Here is an 18,112-nt window from a genome sequence, read left to right on the forward strand (position 1 = left end):
ACAGGCTGGCAGCCATTGTGCGGGCAGGTTTTGTATTTGGTAAGGGAACATTACGCCAGATTTCAGGCACAAACGGGTGCTGAGGTGCCGTAATCCGACCGCATTTGCCGATATGATCAAAGAATGTTCTTTATCAGGAATATGCACAGGCACTTATGCGAACCCTGTCGCAGCCTATGCATGGAATTGTAAAATCAGGCCAATGGCTGCTGCGCCATGCCAGAGGCTGGTGTTAAACTGGCCTTTAATTCAACAAGGAAACACTATTCATGGAATATCTGCTGAGTAAGCTCTTTTCTGTCGAAGCCTTTGCGCTGATTTTTATTCTGGTGGTGCTGAAAAAAAGCATCATCTTTGTTCCGCAAAACCGTGCCTGGCTGGTCGAACGTTTCGGCAAATATCAGGGCACCAAAGAAGCCGGTCTGAACTTTGTAATTCCTTTTGTTGACCGCGTTGCCTCCGACCGCAGCCTGAAAGAACAGGCCGTGGATGTACCAAGCCAGTCAGCCATTACCAAAGACAACATCACCCTGTCGGTCGACGGTGTGCTCTATTTCCGTGTGCTCGATCCGTATAAAGCCACCTACGGTGTGGACGATTACGTATTTGCGGTTACCCAGCTGGCACAGACTACTATGCGTTCTGAACTGGGTAAAATGGAACTCGACCGCACCTTCGAAGAGCGCAGTGTGCTGAACACCAATATCGTATCGTCAATTAACGAAGCCTCCGAGCCATGGGGTATTCAGGTACTGCGTTACGAAATTAAAGATATTGTGCCGCCTAAATCGGTGATGGAATCGATGGAAGCGCAGATGAAAGCCGAACGGGTTAAGCGTGCCCAGATTCTTGAATCTGAAGGTGACCGTCAGGCAGCCATTAACGTTGCCGAAGGCCGTAAACAGGCTCAGGTTCTGGCGGCAGAGGCCGATAAAGCCGAACAGGTATTAAACGCCGAAGGTGAGGCCCAGGCTATTCTGGCCGTTGCTGAAGCAAAAGCCGAAGCGCTGCGTAAAATTGGTGAAGCGGCTAATACCGCCGAAGGTCAGAAAGCCATTCAGCTGGATCTGGCAACCAAAGCGATTGAAGCCAAAGCAGCCATCGCCAAAGAATCCTCCGTTGTGCTGCTGCCGGATGCAGGTACAGATGCCAGCTCGCTGGTGGCCCAGTCGATGGCAATCATCAATTCTCTGAATAATAAAAAGGAATAAATTATGGAATTGCTGCAACAGAATCTTCCCCAGACGCTGATGGTCGCTGGTATTGCCGCACTGATTATTGAAGTGGCCGTACTCGGGTTTGCTACCTTTATTCTGCTGTTTTTCGGCGCATCGCTGCTGATTACCGGTTTTGCAATGAGTCTGGATCTGTTGCCTGCAACCGCAACCGCAGCGCTGTGGAGTAATACTGTTCTGACAGCGGTACTGGCTCTGGCGCTGTGGAAACCCTTGCAACGGATGCAGAACAAAGTACAGAAGGACAGCATCAGAAGCGACTTTGCCCGCCAGCCATTTATGCTGGAAGAGGATGTCGATGGTGCCGGGAAAACCGAGTACGCCTATTCCGGTATTCGCTGGAAACTGAAAAGCTTTGAACCTATTGCCAAAGGCACCATGGTAGAAGTGATTAAAGTGGATGTTGGTGTGCTGTGGGTAAAACCACTGGAAAATGCCGACTGACAGTGATTTCCGGAAAATAAAAAAGCCTCTGCGGAGGCTTTTTTTATGGGCGGAGTTTATGAATCCGCTGCTTGTCGTTGACGCAAATGAGCAATGGCTGCCTTGCAGTTGTAATGCGCATCCTGATTCAGCAGCATAAATTCATAGGCGGTACCGCTGCCGACCCGACCCTTAATAACGATTTCCAGTCGTTCAAACTCTGCCTGCAGAATCGCTAAAATATCATCCACTGCATACATTTCGCACAGCGTATCCACTGCGCTCAGCGTCAGATCGGTGGATGACGGATTACTGCGCACAAAAGGGTTGTCGCATATTTTTATACAGCCCAGTACGGTCTTTCTGAAATCCGTGTTCATGTTTCTCTGATCCTTGTATTAGCAGCCGGCTGTTTATTGTGCTGCGGGCAGTACTTTTGCCAGCAGTTCTGACAGTGTCTGCGCTTCTTCTTCCGTCAGCTTAGCGGCAAAATTCTGCTGAATAGCCTGGCTGTATACCGGCCACATCGCCTTCACCATGCAGCTGCCTTCGCTCGTGATTTTAATACGGTTGCCACGCCCGTCTTCTGAACACTGATGACGTTCTACCAGCAGGTTCTTTTCCAGCCGGTCGATCAGTCGTGACAGATTATGCTTGTTCAGCAGTATTTTTTCGCCAATTTCAAACTGGCGCAGGCCATCGCCTTTGGCTTTATGCAGCTCCAGAAGAACGTCGTACCAGTCCAGAGCGGGCAGGTCCTGGCTCTTCAGCGCAGTCTCTACGGTGCTCAGTAACTGACGCTGGGTACGATGCAGCTGTATCCAGGCCTGAATCGCTTGTGGTGATGGTGTTTTGTTCATGGCGAGAATATTAGAAGCAAGTTGTTGCAATTGCAACCAGTTGTGCTTAATGTTGTTTTAGTTGCAATTGCAACTAGGTGCAAAGGAGAAAGCATATGAACAACACCATTAAGCCTGAACAGATAAAACAAAACCTCGACCAGGGAATACCTATGACACTGGTTGAAGCTTTGCCCGAACGCTACTTTGCAGCGGGACATTTACCCGGTGCGCTGAATATTCCCCATGACGAAATCAGAGCACGCGCCGCTGAACAGCTGCCGGATAAAGAGGCGCTGATTGTTGTGTACTGCGCCAGCAGTAGCTGTCAGAACTCAAAAATGGCGGCACAGATTCTCGCGCAAATGGGTTACGTTAATGTGCGGGAATTTGTCGAAGGAAAGCAGGGTTGGGAAGAGGCTGGTTATCCGCTGGAACTGGCCAACACAGGAGCCGAAGTATGAATTTTATTGATGAACGCTTCGGTAGCTCTGGTGCCACTTTATTGCGGCTGGCATTGGGCAGTATGTGGATTTCTCACGCGTTACTGAAATGGTATGTGTTTACCATTCCGGGCTTTGCTGCCTGGCTGTCCAGCCAGGGAATGCCGGCATTTATGGCATGGCCGGTATTTCTGCTTGAGCTGTGCGGCGGATTGATGATTTTAACCGGCTTTTATGGCCGCTATGCATCAGCCGTGTTAGTGCCGGTATTACTGGTCGCAACCTGGACCCATGCCGGTAATGGCTGGGTACATACCAGTGCCGGAGGAGGCTGGGAATATCCGTTGTTTCTGCTGGTTGCATCCGTTGTGCATATCCTGCTCGGTGATGGTCACTACGCTTTAAGCCCGCGTAATTTTTTGCTGAAGCGCTGAATCTCCGGGAAGAAAATAAGCCAGCGCAGAAGTCTCAAAGAGGCTTCTGCGCTTTCGTTTCAGAATCTGAATTATGGCCGTCGTGCTTCAAAGCTGATAATTGCATCGTCGTTACCGGCTGCTCTGCCATGCTGATAGCCGCCGGATACGATAACGTCGGTAAAACCGGCTGCCCGCAGAGCGAATGTCAGTTCATATATTCCCCACCAACGCAGGCAAAACAGATCAAGTTCGCTGTGGGTTAACAGCCCATCTTGCCAGTGCTCATAGCGCAGGTAGGTGAGCGTTGTTTGCTGCACATAATTAATGTCAGGATCTGAGCTGGAGAGTGTCAGCCGTTCGTTATCAGACACTTTCCAGCTGCGCAGAGCGCCCTTGCTCTGGATAATCTCTTTGCTGTTATCTGTATCCAGAATCAAACGTCCGCCGGGCAGGAGGTTATCATAACAGCGCTGCAGCAGTGCCAGTGCCGATGCCGTGTTGGTAATCAACTGGAAAGATCCGGCAGGCATAATAATGGCTTCATAGCGCCGTGGGCCGGTAAAATCCTGAAATTTCTGGCGTGTAAGTCTGGGGTTAAGGTTCCGCTGCAGACATTCCTGACGGCAGTAATGCAGCATCTCTTCTGAAGCATCAAAACCTTCTATATCCAGACCGGATTCCAGCAAAGGAACTAATATGCGGCCATTGCCGGTGGCGGGCTCCAGTATCGCCCCCGTGCAGCCTGCGAGACGCTCACGGTAATACTCCAGATCACCAAATGAATGACCGATGGGTTTGTCCAGGTGATAAACCCAGGCAGCCAGTTTTCCGTATGCATTTTCCATAATTTAACGACAGGCCCTGATTGTTATTGCAATTCATCCAGCAAAAACTGCCATACCGCCTGGGCGGCTTTGGTCCGTTCACCGACACACACCAGATTAATCGGACTGTTTTCCGGGTGCTGCCAGTCGCTGAGTACCGGTACTAAACGGCCGCTTTCCCGCTCCGCTCTGATAAATTCCGGATCGAGCATAATAATGCCCAGCCCGGCGCTGGCCATATCCACCAGAGCACGGCTGTTATTGGTTTTTATGGCGGGGCTGACTTCGATATTCTCCGTCTGCCCCGCGCGGTTGCGGAAAGGCCAGAAGTTCAGGGAGCCGAACACCAGACAATCGTGCCGGGCGAGATCGGCAGGAGTGTCCGGCTGACCGCGTTCGGCCAGATACTGTGGCGAGGCAAACCAGCCCCAGTGTTTTTCGCCAATTTTGCGCGCAATTAAAGAAGAATCGGGCAGCTGGCCAATACGGATGGCAATGTCCACGTTTTCTGCCAGCAAATCTACATTGCGGTCATCGAGATTTAATTCCAGTTCAATATCGGGAAATTGTCCGCGAAGTTTCTTCAGTACTGGCACCAGCCGGGCCTGACCCATCAGTACACTGGCACTGATTTTTACCCGGCCTTTCGGAGAGGTCTGCATATCATCCAGCAGGCCACTCAGATTGCTCAGTACCTTGTTCAGCTCACCGGTTCCCAGCAATAAATTACGGCCGACATCGGTTAACTGCAGCTGCCGGGTTGAGCGCTGTAATAACGGCTGGCCGACAAACTCCTCAAGCTGACGAATCTTCTTACTGACCGACGAGCGCGGCAGGTTCAGCTCGCTGGCCGCCGCCTGAAAGCTGCCAAGTTCCGCAACCAGATGAAAAACATGCAGCAGTGGCAGATTGAGATAAGACATAAAACCTCTGATGAACAATGGCCGGAGAGGGCCTGCAGAAAGTACTTTGTTGCCAGATAAGAACCAGTAAGTACGTATATTGATGCCTTATGGGTGACCTGACAAGTTGCTAATCTGCCGTACAACAAACAACGAGGAGAACGGATATGAATGGTAAAACAATTCTGATTACGGGTGGCACCGCAGGCATCGGCCTGGCGCTGGCAGAGAAACTGGCAGCCGACGGCAATCATGTGATTATTACCGGGCGTGATCAGCACAAAGTAAATCAGGTAACTGCTGCGATTGGCTGCAGCGGTTTTGTTGCTGACAGTGCTGACGGCGCGGCGCTGAAACAACTGACCGCAGCCCTGCAAAAAGACAATATTCAACTGGATGGTTTAGTGCTGAATGCCGGTGTGTTTTATCCGCAGGCTATTGCAACCAGCAGCGAAGAAGACTTTGACCAGACCATCGCCATTAATACCAAAGGCCCTTTTATTACCCTTCAGCAGTTACAACCGCTGCTGAAAAACCCTTCCAGTGTGGTGTTTGTATCCAGCATTGTGGTGACCAAAGCCTTCCCGCAAGCGGCGGTATATGCTGCCAGCAAAGCGGCTTTTGAAGCCATTGCGCGGGTGGCTAATCTGGAATTTTCAGATTTGGGTATCCGTATTAATTCGGTTCGCCCGGGTGTAACTGCAACGGCCATTCAGGGCAAGGCGGGGATGAATGCGGAGCAACAGGATGCTCTGTTTGAATCGATGAAGGATACAGTGCTGGGACGGGTGATGACGGCGCAGGATCAGATTGGTGCAATCGAGTTTCTGCTCTCTGATCAGTCGCTGGCGATGCGCAGTGCGGTGCTGGAAGTTGATGGTGGTTATTTACTGTAAAAGGTTACGTCCGACGAATCAGTGCACTATCCGGCGCAGGTTTCTGGGGCCTGTTTAATTAGTGTTAACAGGCCCTAAATTGCACCGGAGTATGGCTTTACCGCAGGAATAAAGTTTCGTCAGGCGTTACGCCGCGAAATTAAAAGTTCACAGGCAGCACTCTGGACTTCTTCTGCGGTTTCGCTGGCGGTTGGATGCCGGCGGATACTGTTCAGTTTAAAACGCAGTGCCTGAAATACCTCATCACTTACCAGATACAGAAAATGGGAAATGATCCAGTATTTCCACATCTCGTCGTCGCTGTTCAGAATATCTGATACCGGCTGTACCAGCTCGTTGCCCAGTAACGATAAGCGCTCAGCAACCGGCCCGGCGATAGGCCAGTTAAGGTCCTGCAGACATTCAAGCAGATCAGCAATATAAGGAAGCAGATCTTCGTCGGAGGCGGCCTGCAGATTGGCACAGGCTTCATCGTCAAATTTGTCTTTGGGTACAAGTCTGATCATTGTGTTATCGATACTCTGAGGTCAGGCCCTGATAATAAGGCTCCGATTATTCCGAATAAAATAAGGCTTAAGCCTGGAGCAGGTATTAATGGTACGACTCGGGCTCCAGCAAAACACTCCCCCAGGTCATTAACTCACCGCACTCCATCCAGATGGAGCAGCCATAACCCGTTGTGGTCGTTTTTATATCTTCCTGATAAATCAGCTCCTGATTTTTAATCCACAGGGTTTGTGACTCTTTACCGTATGGAATAATCAGGGGTATGGGAATGATAAAGGACAGGTATAGGCCAACCCATTTATATTCACTGCGATAATAGGTGGTCTTTGTTGCACCCTCTGTCTTTGCCGGATCACCCGAGTAAGTTTTCTGGCTATGGACGATATCCAGACCCACACAGCCGGTTAATTGGCTGACGATAACAACAATTGAGGCTATATTCCGCAGGACTTTCATATTCTGCCATCATGTGGTTTCAACCAGACGCAGGAGGCCAACTCAATCGTCACACTGAGAAAAATGGGATTGATTGGTGCTGGCACTCAATACGTGGTTTTTCGCCCGTTGAATCAGCTGCTTATCTGCCGGGAACTGTGCGCCTGTTCCCGGCCAGTAATAGCCGTCGTTATTTATGCAAAGCGTTATCAGAACCTCTGCATCGTCCAGGCTGACCGCCTCGTCAGGCTCTGCCGACATTACATAATGAATGCGCTCCCTGTGCTCCCCGCGAATGGTGTCGACAACCTTGGCATAATAAATATGCTGGCTGCCATCCGTGCCCTCTATTACCTTTGCATCTGTGTGCCTGATAACAGCTGAGTAGGGCGTTTCTGCAACGGCACTGAGTAAATATGGGCTTATGGCTTCAATCTGTGCCTGGTTTAACGATCTGTCAGCGCTGGCATAGCCGCTGATCAATAACAGCACGAAACAGCTCAGATAATTTTTCATAGTCATCTGCTTACTATCTCCGGTTACTGGCAGCCAGGCACTCATCTCAGAACGCATTCCAGTCGTGGAAATGCATGTCGTATTCTTTGTCTTTAATATCCCAGCGCTCGGCGTTTAATTCCCAGTCGACGCTTTCGAGATGGCCGATAAATTTACCGATAAATTCTTCAAACGAATCGGCCTTCAGTTTCTTGGTATCTTCATCACGCCCGAATGAAATGATCTGATGCATCTTGCCTTTAACATCAGGGTCAAAATCGATACCAATATGATTACCACCATGGTCATGGGTAATCGGCAGCCATTTTCTGTTCAGGTAGAGGGGTTTGATAACCCCCTCCGGAGAAGACTCCATAGAATCGGCCAGATCTTCATTCAGGCCGTCATTCTCAAGCGCGACCCAGGTATCCCACTGGCGCATAATTTCCTTTACCGACAACAAGCGGATACCAAAGAAGAAACCACGGCCATTCCCCGGCTCCTGGCCATTGTGTACAGACAGAAAGTTTCTGAACGCCTGCGGCAATTCAAGCCCGGTATGCTGTTCAAGCTGGGCGATCTCTTCGGCTGTTGCGCCGTTGTTTAACTCAAGCAGATTAAAACCGCCGCGCGAATTGAAGATGGCTGTAATCTTTTCCCATTGCTCTTGCATACAATATTCTCTGTCAGTGTCTTAGGGCCTGTCGACACTAATTAAACAGGCCTGTTATTGGCTAAAGATATCTCAAACAAGGCGCTGAGAGTGTGGCCTAACGGGTTAAGCGAACGAACAGCAACGCAGGATGAGGGATGTTTAGCCATAACCCTTCGGGCTGAGGCCAGTTTTTCTCATTAACTTCGTCGTTCGTCATTCATTTAGCCCGCTAATATCACTCCTCTCTCCTTGTTCTGAGAAAAACTAGCTCTCAGCAGGACCTATTCAATTAGTGTCGACAGGCCCTAATGGTGGGAACAGGGCGTTATCTGTTCCGGTGATATTTCTCTGTGCTTAATTCAGATTGTCGGCGATACGTTCGATGGTTGCCTGGTCCGCCTTCTCATTTCTGGTCGTCCAGTAATTAAGAACGGCTTCTTTTGTCAGATTGTTTTCATCGGCTAACGCCGAGCGGCATGCCCATGCCAGTAAGTGGTTTGGATCTTTCCAGCCATCATGCAGATTGTGGGCATACTGGTCGCATAGGTAAACCATTGAGCCACTGTTCTGGGTCATGACAAACCAATCGCCTGAAGGGTCTGATCCCAGAGCGAAGAGTTCTGTATCGCTGTTGAAGTCATCCAGCTGTTGTCTGAAATCAAAAGCAATGGCTTCCTGGGTAAAGGGCCAAAGGGATGGAAACTGACCGTCCTTATTCAATTGGATGTAAGTTTCAAACCAGCGGTGCCATTGCTTAGGAATAACGTGTTTGAACCGAAGTAATGACTCGCTCTCTGGTATTGAGTATTTAAAATAGTTAATGTTTTTTAAATTATTGCATTCTTCGATAAATTGTTCAGGAAAGTAGTCATCCGCTACCGGAGCAGTAATGATGTTAAGCAAATAGTCTGTATTCATGTTACATCCAGATTGTAATTAATTATCGGTAAACACGGTCAATTATTGGTTTTTAATTGTACGGCATGTGTCTGATGATTTTAGTCTTCAGGATCATAAAAGATTGTGCTAACCGATGCTGAGAAACTTTTTCATTCTGACAGAAATTTTCTCTGTACTGATGGCTGTATTTGATACTTCGATGTCTGTTGCATTGGAAACACAGATCGTGCCATCAAACGTTACTTCGCGGTAAATTTCCACCGGTCTGGAACAGACACAATAAGCCAGAAACTCTTCATCGCCATCGCCATCGTTAACAAAGCGATAAGTGATGGTGTCAACGAAGTTGTGAAGCTCTATCGGTTCGTTGGTATAGAAAGAATCAATATTAACAGTAACGCCGGTTCCGGTGGCATCTTTTACCAGTTGCTTCAGCGCACCGGCATAAGGCAGGTCTGTGGGAATGTCTACGTCTTCAATTTTTCCTATGCTTACAGTACTTTTCATTGCTGGTTCACTTTGAGTTGTATTAATTGACCGTCAGCATAAAAGGCTGAGCGTTTATTCTGCAATGCCCTGTTCATACTGGTTTGGTCTCTGTCGGCCCGATTTCTGCTGGATCAGATGGCGCCGGACCGGTTGCATAGAGCCAGATCGCTGCTGGTCTGGCTGCTGCTTATTGGGTTACTGTTGAATAGCATGTATAGCCCCGGCCGTTCATGCTTTAATCCGGTTTTTATTAAGCCCTCAAAAGCCCCTATGCCCGATTGGATGATACTCAGTGAATGGCCCTGGCTGTACAGCTACGGTGGTTTATTTATTCTCGCCTTACTGGCTGCCAGTCTGCTACCGCTTGGCTCTGAGTGGTTGCTGCTGGTATTGCTCAGCCAGCAACTGGACCCGCTGGCATTGTGGCTGGTCGCCAGTACCGGTAATACCCTCGGCAGCGTGCTGAACTATGCCATTGGCTACTATGCAGCCGACCGGGTTATAGCCAGGCAACAATCGCAATCGAATATCAGCCGCTGGCAACAGGCCGAACGCTGGTTTGGTCGCTACGGTATCTGGAGCATGCTGTTGGCCTGGCTGCCAGCAGTGGGTGATTTACTGACGCTGGTTGCAGGCGTATTGCGTGCTAACTTCCCATTATTTTTACTGCTGGTCGCCATCGGTAAGGCCGCCCGCTACGCGGTGTTAGTAGCGGGGTTTGATTATATGGTGGGGTGAGGAGGATTGCTAAAGCGGAGAAAACTTAACGCTCTGAAAAAGGTTAACCCCTTTTATGATGCGCTCTCCCGGCTGAACGCTGAACGAATCAGCCCGGCACCGGCCACTGCGAACAGACCAGAAACCGCGCCGTTAATCCAACGACTGGCATGCTGATACCACGCCATCACGCCATTAAAAGAGAAGATTACGGAGTACAGCGCGTTGGTAGCAAAACCAACGCCTATACAAACAAGCACACCTGACATCAGAAAAGCCGTACTGTCGTTTGACCCAAGTCCGACAGAAAGAGCTGCCATCCACGCGACGACCGTTTTGGGATTAGAAATATTAAGCACGACCCCTTTGACAAACCAGCCGGCATACGACGTTGAGCTGCTTTCTGCCTGAACTGATTGGCTATCCGGGCTAACAGCGGCTTTAGCAGACAAAAAAGCCAGCCATAAAAGGTATAACCCGCCAAAAACTTTAAGTGTCATCAATAAATAAACAGAGCTTTGCAGAATCACCCCAAAGCCGCTTGCAGCAACCAACCCCCAGAATACCAGACCAACCGACAGCCCTGCGACATAGATTAAACTGATCTTTCTTCCCAGACTCATTGCAATTGTTGCATTCGATATATTTGCAGGCCCGGGTGATACCGCAATTACAAAGAACGCCAGACCTATATTCAATAAAGATAACATATCTATCTCCCGGTTTTTGTTGATATTACAGCCTTTTGAACAGGCACTACTCTTTCTGCTGAAACGGCGTGGATACTAGCCAGGCAGCATGTGTTTGTCAGGGCTTTGGCTTTAGAGACTGCTTTTCTTTAAAGTAAAGATACAGCGGAAGACCAAATGAGACTCCAACTGACAAAGTTCCCAACACAGCGAAATACCGATATTGCACCTGATGCTTCTGACCGTCTGCAACGATAAAGCCTGATAACGCAACAGCCGCTACCAAAACATCAAGCCAGGCAAACAGACTGATAGGATTAGCCGCCGCTTCACTAAATAAGAGGGTAATGTCTAAACCATTAGCCAGCAACCAGGGAATAAACGCTCCGTAGGGAAGTAAAATTCCTAACAATGTAAGCACCAGATAAAACCCCAGCATTTAATTATCCTTGTAAATATTCATTAGTAAGTCTTGACGCCGGATTCAACTGCGCAGCAGGTGGCTGATTTTATGAAAATTGATTATAAACAGTGGTAGCTTGCAGAGTAGGGTTTCAGTCTTGTCAGTCACGACTGCACAGGCTCAAATTTATCTGGCGCTTAAAGCATGGACGCGGATTTTCGCGTCCATGCCTTTATTTTTATAGCCGCAATTAAACTATGTTTTACAAACAGAAACGCCACCATCGGCTAGCAAGGCTGTACCCGTTGTAAAGCTGGATGCATCAGATGCAAGGTATAATGCAGATTTTGCAATTTCTTCTGGTGAGGCTAAACGCTTTAATGCGTGTATGCTTTTTACAAATTCTATAGCTTCTGGCGTGTTTGACGATTCACGGCCCATTGGCGTATCAGTGCCTCCGGGCAATAAAGCATTAACCCTGATTCCTTCTGATCCATATTCAGATGCTAATGCCTTCGTTAAGCCAATAATCCTAGCCTTGCTTGCAGAGTAAGCTGACATTTGAGGCAGACCAATCGTATAACCCACAAAAGAAGAAGTGAATATAATGGAACCGCCACCTGTATTTACCATTGCTGGCAGTTGATACTTTGCACCCAGAAAAGCACTGGTTAAATTTGTGTTGATAGTATCATTCCACCCTTCCAGCGTAATCTCAGATGTTGCGCCAGAAGCACCCAGCGTTCCTGCATTATTAAAAGCAATATCAAGACCACCATATTCTTTAATGGCAAGATCCACCAATGCTTTAGCATAGGATTCATCTTGTACATCACCTGCTAATGCCTTGGCACTTCCGCCTTCTTTTATAATTTCAGCGACAAGCGTATCAAGCTCTTTTTGTCGTCTGGCGGCAACGATAACCTTTGCCCCTTCTTTAGCAAACAGCTTTGCCGTAGCCCGGCCAATTCCAGAGCTGGCACCAGTAACCAGTGCAACTTTGTCTTGTAAAATATTCATACCGATCTCTTAAGATATTTGATAGCGAAATGCTATAAATACTCTAAAGGCTCTTTCTCTGATGCTCGACCCGAATCTTGCTGTATATCGTACCGCCAAGATTTCAGTGAATTTAACGGCTTATTGTTATGAATTGCCATACTCACCGATTATTAATATTTCACCAACGATATTGTCATTCAGCTCTTCCAGTTCTTCAGCAGGTACCCACCATTCTGTGTGGCGCTTAGCGCCAACAGTCTTAATGGGATATTTATCCATGAAATCCTTCTTTACTTCGAATTTCGAAACGTATCCTTTACCGAAGTCTGTAATATTCCACTGGGTCAATTCGACAGCATATTCCTCACTTGTAACAGGATAGAATATAGGCTGCTCTGGTAATCTGGGTGGCCATTTTTTAAAACCACTCTCTTTTACCAGCTCTAACTCCTTTTCTCCGAGAGGACGGTAACACGTGACTGTATTCATATTTTACTCATGAAAATTTATAACGCTGGTTAAAGGGAGAGACCGACCCTGTGATGTCGCGAACGGTTTAAAGCAGGTGTCAGATATAAAACGCAAAGTCTTACTTGGGCGTAAAACAAAAAAATCGTCGAGCTGTTGAGGCTATATAGATACTCTTTCTGTGCACTCAGTACATCTGATGAATAACGCGCAATTTGGAGCCTATAGCGGATTCCAGCTCGATAAGCAGGTGATCGGAAATCTCATATCCGGGGTCGACAGTACGCAGAACGAACCGACTAAAACCCATAGGCCACTTATAACAAAGATCGTTCAGCGTGGTGGATTTTCCGCAGCAGGGAGTTTGTATTGTGCTGATCGTGAACCCATTCTCATCTGAGTAGCTTTGATCCATAAGGGCTTGCCAATGCCCAATCTCCATTTCAGCACTGCAGTGCGGACAATGGATAGACTCAAAGTTTTCGCCACAGTCCCTGAAAGCAATGTGTATATCGGTTTCGGGCGTGATCTCAGATTTTTTCAGATTCCATGCTTTTTGAATCAGTGCAGCAGCGGCTGCCTGAGACTCCTTGCCGGGAATAAAATCAGGTTCAGCAGGAATAAAGCAAATATAGTGATCTGATATTTTTGTATCCAGAGCTCTAACGTCCACAACAAACGCGAGCGTAGCGGGCCAAGGTCTATAGGCCTTTGTTATAGAGGACATTTCTCTCCATGCCTATCATATGGATACGATCGAACCTCACTACAGTTTTGGTCATAGCACAGAACTATTATTTCTATGCAATGATTATTGCCAGTATACAAATAGCTGAATCCAGGCATCGGCTGTACAGAAGATTTAAAGGAAGAAAGTTCATCATACGTTAAACCCTGCTTCGCAAGATATGAAACAACGCTACTCCTGGCCTGGGCTTCCATCTCTGCGGTTCTAATAGTTGGTGTTTCGTAACCATCGCCACACCCTACCAGCAGTGATATACCAAGAAAGGTGGTAAATATGTTTCTCGACGCCAGCATCAATCTATCTTTTGCCTTATAACGCCCGCATTTTGGGCCGTAGTGAAGCGCAGTCGAACGGAGGTCCCAGCTCCGCAGGGGCGGCCAATATGCACTTTTTATGATTAACCTAACCAAAGCCATTTAATTGACCATAACAGTGGAATAATAGCTAATGGATAAGAAATAAAGTTTAATACATGCATTCTATAAATATCTAATATTGTCTCAATTTTTTTCCTGCCAGTTATTCCATAGTCTTCAGGCATATCTAATCGTGCCCTAAGATTGTCTGCGCTAAAATCGTTGCTGGAATGCGTTTCATAAAGCTCTAAAACACTCCAATATTCTTTTTGAAACTCATTGTATTTTTCTTCGGTGGCATCGCCTGACTCTTTGTAAGGATGCATTCTTTGCTTAAGCTCCCCCAGCTTTGAAGCACAGCTATACATTTTTTCAGAAAGTGCTGCATATTCATTCTTATCGATCAATAGCGAGTATACGAGAACAGCTATGGCTGCAAAAACCTGGACTAGGCTGGTATATTTTGAGTGAATATTTACCCCAAGATCATATGCTTGGAGTAGAGAGACGAAGATTAGCGCCAGTGAAATAAAGACCACTGTGTATGTTGAGGCCTTGGCATGAAGTTTTAATCGTCTGGATGCATAAAATCGAGTCTTAGAAGTGGCATCCATTTTTTTATACAGATTCTTAAAGCTACCTTCGATATTCAATAATTTCTCCTAAAATCGTAACGCCACCAGTAGAGGCGCGTAGCGTCCTTCTGGCTGGCCTTGTTAATTTGACGGTAGTAGAAAAGCATAAGCCCATATCAAAGTACCTATTATTGCCAAAATACTGGCACAGGCTACAGGTTTATATTTCTCATTCACCTTTCTGAAGTGTTCAGGGTTTTTAACTCTAGCTTCTTTCTCGTTTGAGACGTTAGCCATACCACCTGTTCCGTGGTCGTACCAGACTCCATTCGGAGCGGGACGGACTGGAGGTTTCATATCCTCTAGGAATTGAGGAAAGGCAGAGTAACGAAAAGCAGCGAGCACTGATAGAACGGTTAATAGTGCTCCAAACGCGCCAATCCAATTTGCATTATTACATTTGAGGTACATAAAAATGTGGAAAAGAAAAAGTAATACCGAAAAGACCAAAGAAGATGTCGAGAAAGAAATCTTACTCAGTATTCTTATAGTGAAGGCTGCTCCAAATTTATTACTACTGGGGTCTTTCTTAGTCATATCTCTTTGGCTCCTTGCACAGTGGTTGTCAAATTAACAGTATATTAGTGTGCGTGCGCATTTATTCCGGGTGACTCTTTCGAGAAACTCCACTTAACTCATTGACCAAGCTGAGAAATCTCTCAAAATTCAGAAATCCCTTCCAGAAAAACGCGCATGCGTGCCTTTATCCTGAAGCGATCTTTACACCTTTCCGGTCACAGACTGCAGTTGTACTGCTTTCAGACACGCTGCCGCCCGTCCTTATAAGCGCAGGTCAGGAATCGCGTGGGTAAAGCTTTCGGATTTCGGGCGGGGAGGGTATCGGTGCTGAGTCAGATAAACCGACCTGACGGTCTGAGTTCTGGTGTTGTTATATCGTGCGGATACGGCTTCCCTGCTGGTCTGAAGAGTACTGAAGTTCTGGGATGGGTTCAATAATTGATAAAAATGGTTACAAGTGGCAAAGGGCGACAGTGGTGGTGCTTTAGCCGCTACGCGGTCTGGCTTTTGTAGTCGCCTCTGAGCCAATGCGGGGCAAGCCCCTGCGCCCCGTGCAAGGAGAGGTATCTCCTTCCGATCCTCTCTGGCGGCTGTCCGGTGCTATTCAGTCAACTGCGTGGCCAATCCGGCCCGCACAGCAATTCGCCCGGAGCCTTATACCGTTTGATAATTTAAATGAATGGGCTCCGGGCCGTACTGTGCTTTCCACCGGATTGCCTGCCTGGTTGACTGGCACCGCACAAATGCCGCGTTTATTCAGACGCAACGCGGCTTTTCAAAAAAAACTCCGCCAGCTTTGAAGTTTGGCTTGGCGTTATGGTTTTTATGCGCAAGTGGGCCGCCGCAGCGAACGATGATTTTTCTGATCTGCCGGGCATGGATGCCCGGCGAGCGCGCAGCGACAGGGATGTCGCACGGGCGCGTGGTCAGAAAAACCGAGTGAGTAAGGGGTTACGGGCCACAAAGCGCGAAGCGGGCCGATTGTGTGCTCCTGCACAATCTGCATTTCCGCCATCCATGGCGGTCAGGAGTAAGCGCCCGACCGGCGTGAGGGGTAAGACCCCTCAAATAGGTCATAGGGCCGGGCGGCAGCCCAAAAGCCAGTCCGCGCTGCGGCTACAACTCAGAACACAACCACCTCCAGCACACTACCACGCAGAGCGTGGGAGCGAGTCGTTTCCAGAACCAGCAAAGCAGCAGGCACTACCACGCAGAGCGTGGGAGCGAGAGGTCAACGGGCCGGGCGGCAGCCCAAAAAGCCAGCCCGCGCAGCGGCTACTCAGTCCACGCAGCGGCTACTCAGTCCGCTGCGTCGGTTAGCCATTTCATGCTTTAATCACCCCCTGTATTAACGAGGACACACCGGTGAGTAAAACCGCCCCCGACAAAGGCTTTGAGCTGTGCTGGCACGAGTCTCAGGCGATCAGCCTGCGTGCCTCGGTGCTGCTGGCCTATCACCACTGGTCAGAGGAGCAGGTGGCGGCAGCTCAGGCGCTGGGGGCTGTGCGTGTTAATGGCGTGGCTGAGTACGGCGATATTGAATTACAGCCAGGCGATAACATCAGCCTGTTGTTGCCCGATCATCAGGAAGAGGCGGTTGATACTGGCTGGAAAATACTCTGGCAAAATCAGGAATTAACGGCCGTGCATAAACCGGCACCCCTGCCGGTATCGCGTACTACGCGTAATTTATTTAATACCCTGATCAGCCTGTTCCGCCGGGCTACAGTGCATAAAGACGCGCATTTATTGCACCGCCTGGATGCCGAAACCTCGGGTATTATTCTGCTCGCCAACTATGCCCATGCCGATAAAAAGTGGAAGAAAAAACTGGAGCGCTTAATTGAGCGCAAGGTTTACCACGCGCTGGTTTGGGGCACTCCTAAATGGGAAGGGAGGGATTGGCAGCATTATGAGTGCCAGACCTTTCTGGCAGAAAAAACCGACAGTGCTATCCGCTCGCAGATGCATGTGGTGGCAGAAGATGAAGCCGATACAGTCAAAAGCCCGAAGCTGGCAACCACCCGGTTCCGTGTATTAAAAACCTTTAATGGCTACAGCCTGATTGAATGTGAACTGCTGAGCGGGCGTAAGCATCAGATCCGTGCCCAGTTGGCCTATCTGGGTTATCCGATTATTGGCGATAAAATCTACAGCTATAATGGCCGCTTTTATTTAAAACGTCTTCAGCAGGATTTAAGCGCAGACGATTATGCCCAGCTTGGAGCTGAGCATCATTTACTGCATGCCTTTGAATTACAGCTGAATACCGCGACGGGCGATCACCGCGATGAGGTGGTGATTTATGATAAAGACTATCCCAGGGCCTGGTTGCCTTATCTGCAAGGCGCTTCTTTTTGAAGGTCTTCTCTTTAAAACCGCACTTCTCGTTAAAAACGCTCTGGCCTTAAGCGGATCAGAGCTGATCAATATCTTTAATTATAAAATCGCGGTGTAAAAACGCCCCGGAATCAATATACAGACGGTTGCCGATACGCAGCTCGTGCTCGGTTACGTTATGGCCGTAAATAATCCAGTCGATTCCGGCAATATCGCCAGCCGTTTGCTGCTTAAACGGCTCGCGTGCCCAGATGGCACGCTCAGCCAGATAATTATCCAGCTGGTCGAAGTCCTGCCAGTCAGCGAGGGGAAAGTCGGCATGAATAACGGCGACATGCTCATCGTGGCGGTTGATTAATTCAATCGCCAGCGGCAGTTGTTCTATCTGCCGGAACCAGTCGTCCCACAGGCTTTTGTCATGTTGCAGAATCCAGTCACCACCGTGCTGTAAAATCAGCTCGCGTGAGGTGGCATTATCTTCGCGGAAGGCTTCGTACAGCAGTTGCTCATGGTTGCCGATGACCGCAAAAAACCAGGGTTCATCAAGCAGTGCCAGTGCTTCGGGTGATTGCGGCCCACGGTCGACCAGATCGCCGGTGCAGATCAGGCGGTCGTGATTTTTATCAAACCCCATACGTTGCAGCTGGGCGTGAAGCGCAGGCACACAACCGTGCAGGTCGCCGACAACAAAGTCGCGGCCTTTGGCATTTTTACCTAAACGAAGCAGGCGTGGCTGAATCAGCATGACAGAAAGCGGAACCGATAATAAAAGGAAT

25 protein-coding genes are annotated in these 18,112 nt (G+C 48.5%); 7 read left to right on the forward strand and 18 right to left on the reverse strand.

The window, feature by feature from the left end; translation table 11 throughout:
- Positions 1-269: 269 nt before the first annotated feature.
- The gene (locus LGT44_RS16845) at positions 270-1,211 is read left to right on the forward strand and encodes an SPFH domain-containing protein (RefSeq protein ID WP_145466611.1); all 942 of its coding nucleotides are present in this window, start codon (positions 270-272) and stop codon (positions 1,209-1,211) included.
- Between the two features lie 3 nt (positions 1,212-1,214).
- Complete coding sequence (locus tag LGT44_RS16850; protein ID WP_225692887.1) at positions 1,215-1,679, forward strand: NfeD family protein; 465 nt, start codon at positions 1,215-1,217, stop codon at positions 1,677-1,679.
- Positions 1,680-1,735: 56 nt separating this feature from the next.
- On the opposite strand, the gene LGT44_RS16855 is transcribed toward LGT44_RS16850, so the two are convergent.
- Positions 1,736-2,038, reverse strand: a complete 303-nt coding sequence (locus tag LGT44_RS16855; protein WP_230332442.1) for a hypothetical protein — start codon at positions 2,036-2,038, stop codon at positions 1,736-1,738.
- A gap of 33 nt (positions 2,039-2,071) precedes the next feature.
- Positions 2,072-2,554 (reverse strand): MarR family winged helix-turn-helix transcriptional regulator, encoded by a 483-nt coding sequence (locus tag LGT44_RS16860; RefSeq protein WP_230332443.1) that lies wholly within the window; start codon positions 2,552-2,554, stop codon positions 2,072-2,074.
- 59 nt (positions 2,555-2,613) lie between these two features.
- Here LGT44_RS16860 and LGT44_RS16865 point away from each other — a divergent pair, with 59 nt between their 5' ends.
- Both LGT44_RS16865 and LGT44_RS16870 read left to right on the forward strand, forming a co-directional pair.
- Complete coding sequence (locus LGT44_RS16865) at positions 2,614-2,961, forward strand: rhodanese-like domain-containing protein (RefSeq protein WP_230332444.1); 348 nt, start codon at positions 2,614-2,616, stop codon at positions 2,959-2,961.
- On the forward strand, positions 2,958-3,374 hold the full coding sequence (locus tag LGT44_RS16870; RefSeq protein ID WP_230332445.1) for a DoxX family protein: 417 nt from the start codon (positions 2,958-2,960) through the stop codon (positions 3,372-3,374). The genes LGT44_RS16865 and LGT44_RS16870 overlap by 4 nt, the downstream gene beginning before the upstream one ends.
- A gap of 71 nt (positions 3,375-3,445) precedes the next feature.
- Here LGT44_RS16870 and LGT44_RS16875 read toward each other — a convergent pair whose 3' ends face one another.
- Positions 3,446-4,201, reverse strand: a complete 756-nt coding sequence (locus LGT44_RS16875; RefSeq protein ID WP_230332446.1) for a class I SAM-dependent methyltransferase — start codon at positions 4,199-4,201, stop codon at positions 3,446-3,448.
- 23 nt (positions 4,202-4,224) lie between these two features.
- Positions 4,225-5,103 (reverse strand): LysR family transcriptional regulator, encoded by an 879-nt coding sequence (locus LGT44_RS16880; RefSeq protein ID WP_230332447.1) that lies wholly within the window; start codon positions 5,101-5,103, stop codon positions 4,225-4,227.
- Positions 5,104-5,249: 146 nt separating this feature from the next.
- Between LGT44_RS16880 and LGT44_RS16885 the strand changes: the two genes are divergently transcribed.
- Positions 5,250-5,978, forward strand: a complete 729-nt coding sequence (locus LGT44_RS16885; RefSeq protein WP_230332448.1) for an SDR family oxidoreductase — start codon at positions 5,250-5,252, stop codon at positions 5,976-5,978.
- A gap of 119 nt (positions 5,979-6,097) precedes the next feature.
- Here LGT44_RS16885 and LGT44_RS16890 read toward each other — a convergent pair whose 3' ends face one another.
- From LGT44_RS16890 to LGT44_RS16915, 6 genes are all read right to left on the reverse strand, one after another.
- The gene (locus LGT44_RS16890) at positions 6,098-6,484 is read right to left on the reverse strand and encodes a DUF5071 domain-containing protein (RefSeq protein ID WP_230332449.1); all 387 of its coding nucleotides are present in this window, start codon (positions 6,482-6,484) and stop codon (positions 6,098-6,100) included.
- A gap of 85 nt (positions 6,485-6,569) precedes the next feature.
- Entirely contained in the window at positions 6,570-6,941 is a 372-nt protein-coding gene (locus LGT44_RS16895; RefSeq protein WP_230332450.1) for a hypothetical protein, read from the reverse strand.
- Positions 6,942-6,983: 42 nt separating this feature from the next.
- A complete protein-coding gene (locus LGT44_RS16900) occupies positions 6,984-7,436 on the reverse strand; it encodes a hypothetical protein (RefSeq protein WP_230332451.1) in 453 nt (150 codons plus the stop codon).
- 46 nt (positions 7,437-7,482) lie between these two features.
- Positions 7,483-8,088, reverse strand: a complete 606-nt coding sequence (locus tag LGT44_RS16905) for an SMI1/KNR4 family protein (protein WP_230332452.1) — start codon at positions 8,086-8,088, stop codon at positions 7,483-7,485.
- A gap of 336 nt (positions 8,089-8,424) precedes the next feature.
- Positions 8,425-8,988, reverse strand: coding sequence for a hypothetical protein (locus LGT44_RS16910; RefSeq protein WP_230330759.1), 564 nt, complete (start codon positions 8,986-8,988; stop codon positions 8,425-8,427).
- Positions 8,989-9,096: 108 nt separating this feature from the next.
- Positions 9,097-9,477 carry a hypothetical protein gene (locus LGT44_RS16915; RefSeq protein ID WP_230330758.1) on the reverse strand — a complete coding sequence of 127 codons (381 nt, stop codon included), beginning with the start codon at positions 9,475-9,477 and terminating at the stop codon, positions 9,097-9,099.
- A 252-nt stretch (positions 9,478-9,729) separates the two neighbouring features.
- Here LGT44_RS16915 and LGT44_RS16920 point away from each other — a divergent pair, with 252 nt between their 5' ends.
- Positions 9,730-10,197 carry a YqaA family protein gene (locus LGT44_RS16920; protein ID WP_230330757.1) on the forward strand — a complete coding sequence of 156 codons (468 nt, stop codon included), beginning with the start codon at positions 9,730-9,732 and terminating at the stop codon, positions 10,195-10,197.
- Between the two features lie 53 nt (positions 10,198-10,250).
- Here LGT44_RS16920 and LGT44_RS16925 read toward each other — a convergent pair whose 3' ends face one another.
- The 7 genes from LGT44_RS16925 to LGT44_RS16955 all read right to left on the reverse strand — a co-directional run bounded on the left by LGT44_RS16925 (position 10,251) and on the right by LGT44_RS16955 (position 15,014).
- Positions 10,251-10,886, reverse strand: a complete 636-nt coding sequence (locus tag LGT44_RS16925) for a LysE family translocator (RefSeq protein ID WP_230330756.1) — start codon at positions 10,884-10,886, stop codon at positions 10,251-10,253.
- A gap of 97 nt (positions 10,887-10,983) precedes the next feature.
- Positions 10,984-11,304, reverse strand: coding sequence for a DUF2834 domain-containing protein (locus LGT44_RS16930; protein ID WP_230330755.1), 321 nt, complete (start codon positions 11,302-11,304; stop codon positions 10,984-10,986).
- Positions 11,305-11,523: 219 nt separating this feature from the next.
- Positions 11,524-12,288, reverse strand: a complete 765-nt coding sequence (locus LGT44_RS16935; protein WP_230330754.1) for an SDR family oxidoreductase — start codon at positions 12,286-12,288, stop codon at positions 11,524-11,526.
- Between the two features lie 126 nt (positions 12,289-12,414).
- Positions 12,415-12,759 (reverse strand): hypothetical protein, encoded by a 345-nt coding sequence (locus LGT44_RS16940; protein ID WP_230330753.1) that lies wholly within the window; start codon positions 12,757-12,759, stop codon positions 12,415-12,417.
- A 166-nt stretch (positions 12,760-12,925) separates the two neighbouring features.
- Complete coding sequence (locus LGT44_RS16945) at positions 12,926-13,465, reverse strand: hypothetical protein (RefSeq protein WP_230330752.1); 540 nt, start codon at positions 13,463-13,465, stop codon at positions 12,926-12,928.
- A gap of 418 nt (positions 13,466-13,883) precedes the next feature.
- Positions 13,884-14,495 carry an SLATT domain-containing protein gene (locus LGT44_RS16950; RefSeq protein WP_230330751.1) on the reverse strand — a complete coding sequence of 204 codons (612 nt, stop codon included), beginning with the start codon at positions 14,493-14,495 and terminating at the stop codon, positions 13,884-13,886.
- Between the two features lie 63 nt (positions 14,496-14,558).
- Positions 14,559-15,014, reverse strand: a complete 456-nt coding sequence (locus LGT44_RS16955) for a hypothetical protein (protein ID WP_230330750.1) — start codon at positions 15,012-15,014, stop codon at positions 14,559-14,561.
- Positions 15,015-16,361: 1,347 nt separating this feature from the next.
- Here LGT44_RS16955 and LGT44_RS16960 point away from each other — a divergent pair.
- Positions 16,362-17,357, forward strand: a complete 996-nt coding sequence (locus tag LGT44_RS16960; protein WP_230332095.1) for an RluA family pseudouridine synthase — start codon at positions 16,362-16,364, stop codon at positions 17,355-17,357.
- A gap of 55 nt (positions 17,358-17,412) precedes the next feature.
- Here the strand turns inward: LGT44_RS16960 and LGT44_RS16965 are convergent, their stop codons facing one another.
- Complete coding sequence (locus LGT44_RS16965) at positions 17,413-18,081, reverse strand: metallophosphoesterase (RefSeq protein WP_230332096.1); 669 nt, start codon at positions 18,079-18,081, stop codon at positions 17,413-17,415.
- Between the last annotated feature and the right edge of the window lie 31 nt (positions 18,082-18,112).

The organism is Thalassolituus alkanivorans (assembly GCF_020447205.1).
Classification (GTDB): Bacteria; Pseudomonadota; Gammaproteobacteria; order Pseudomonadales; family Oceanobacteraceae; genus Venatoribacter; species Venatoribacter alkanivorans.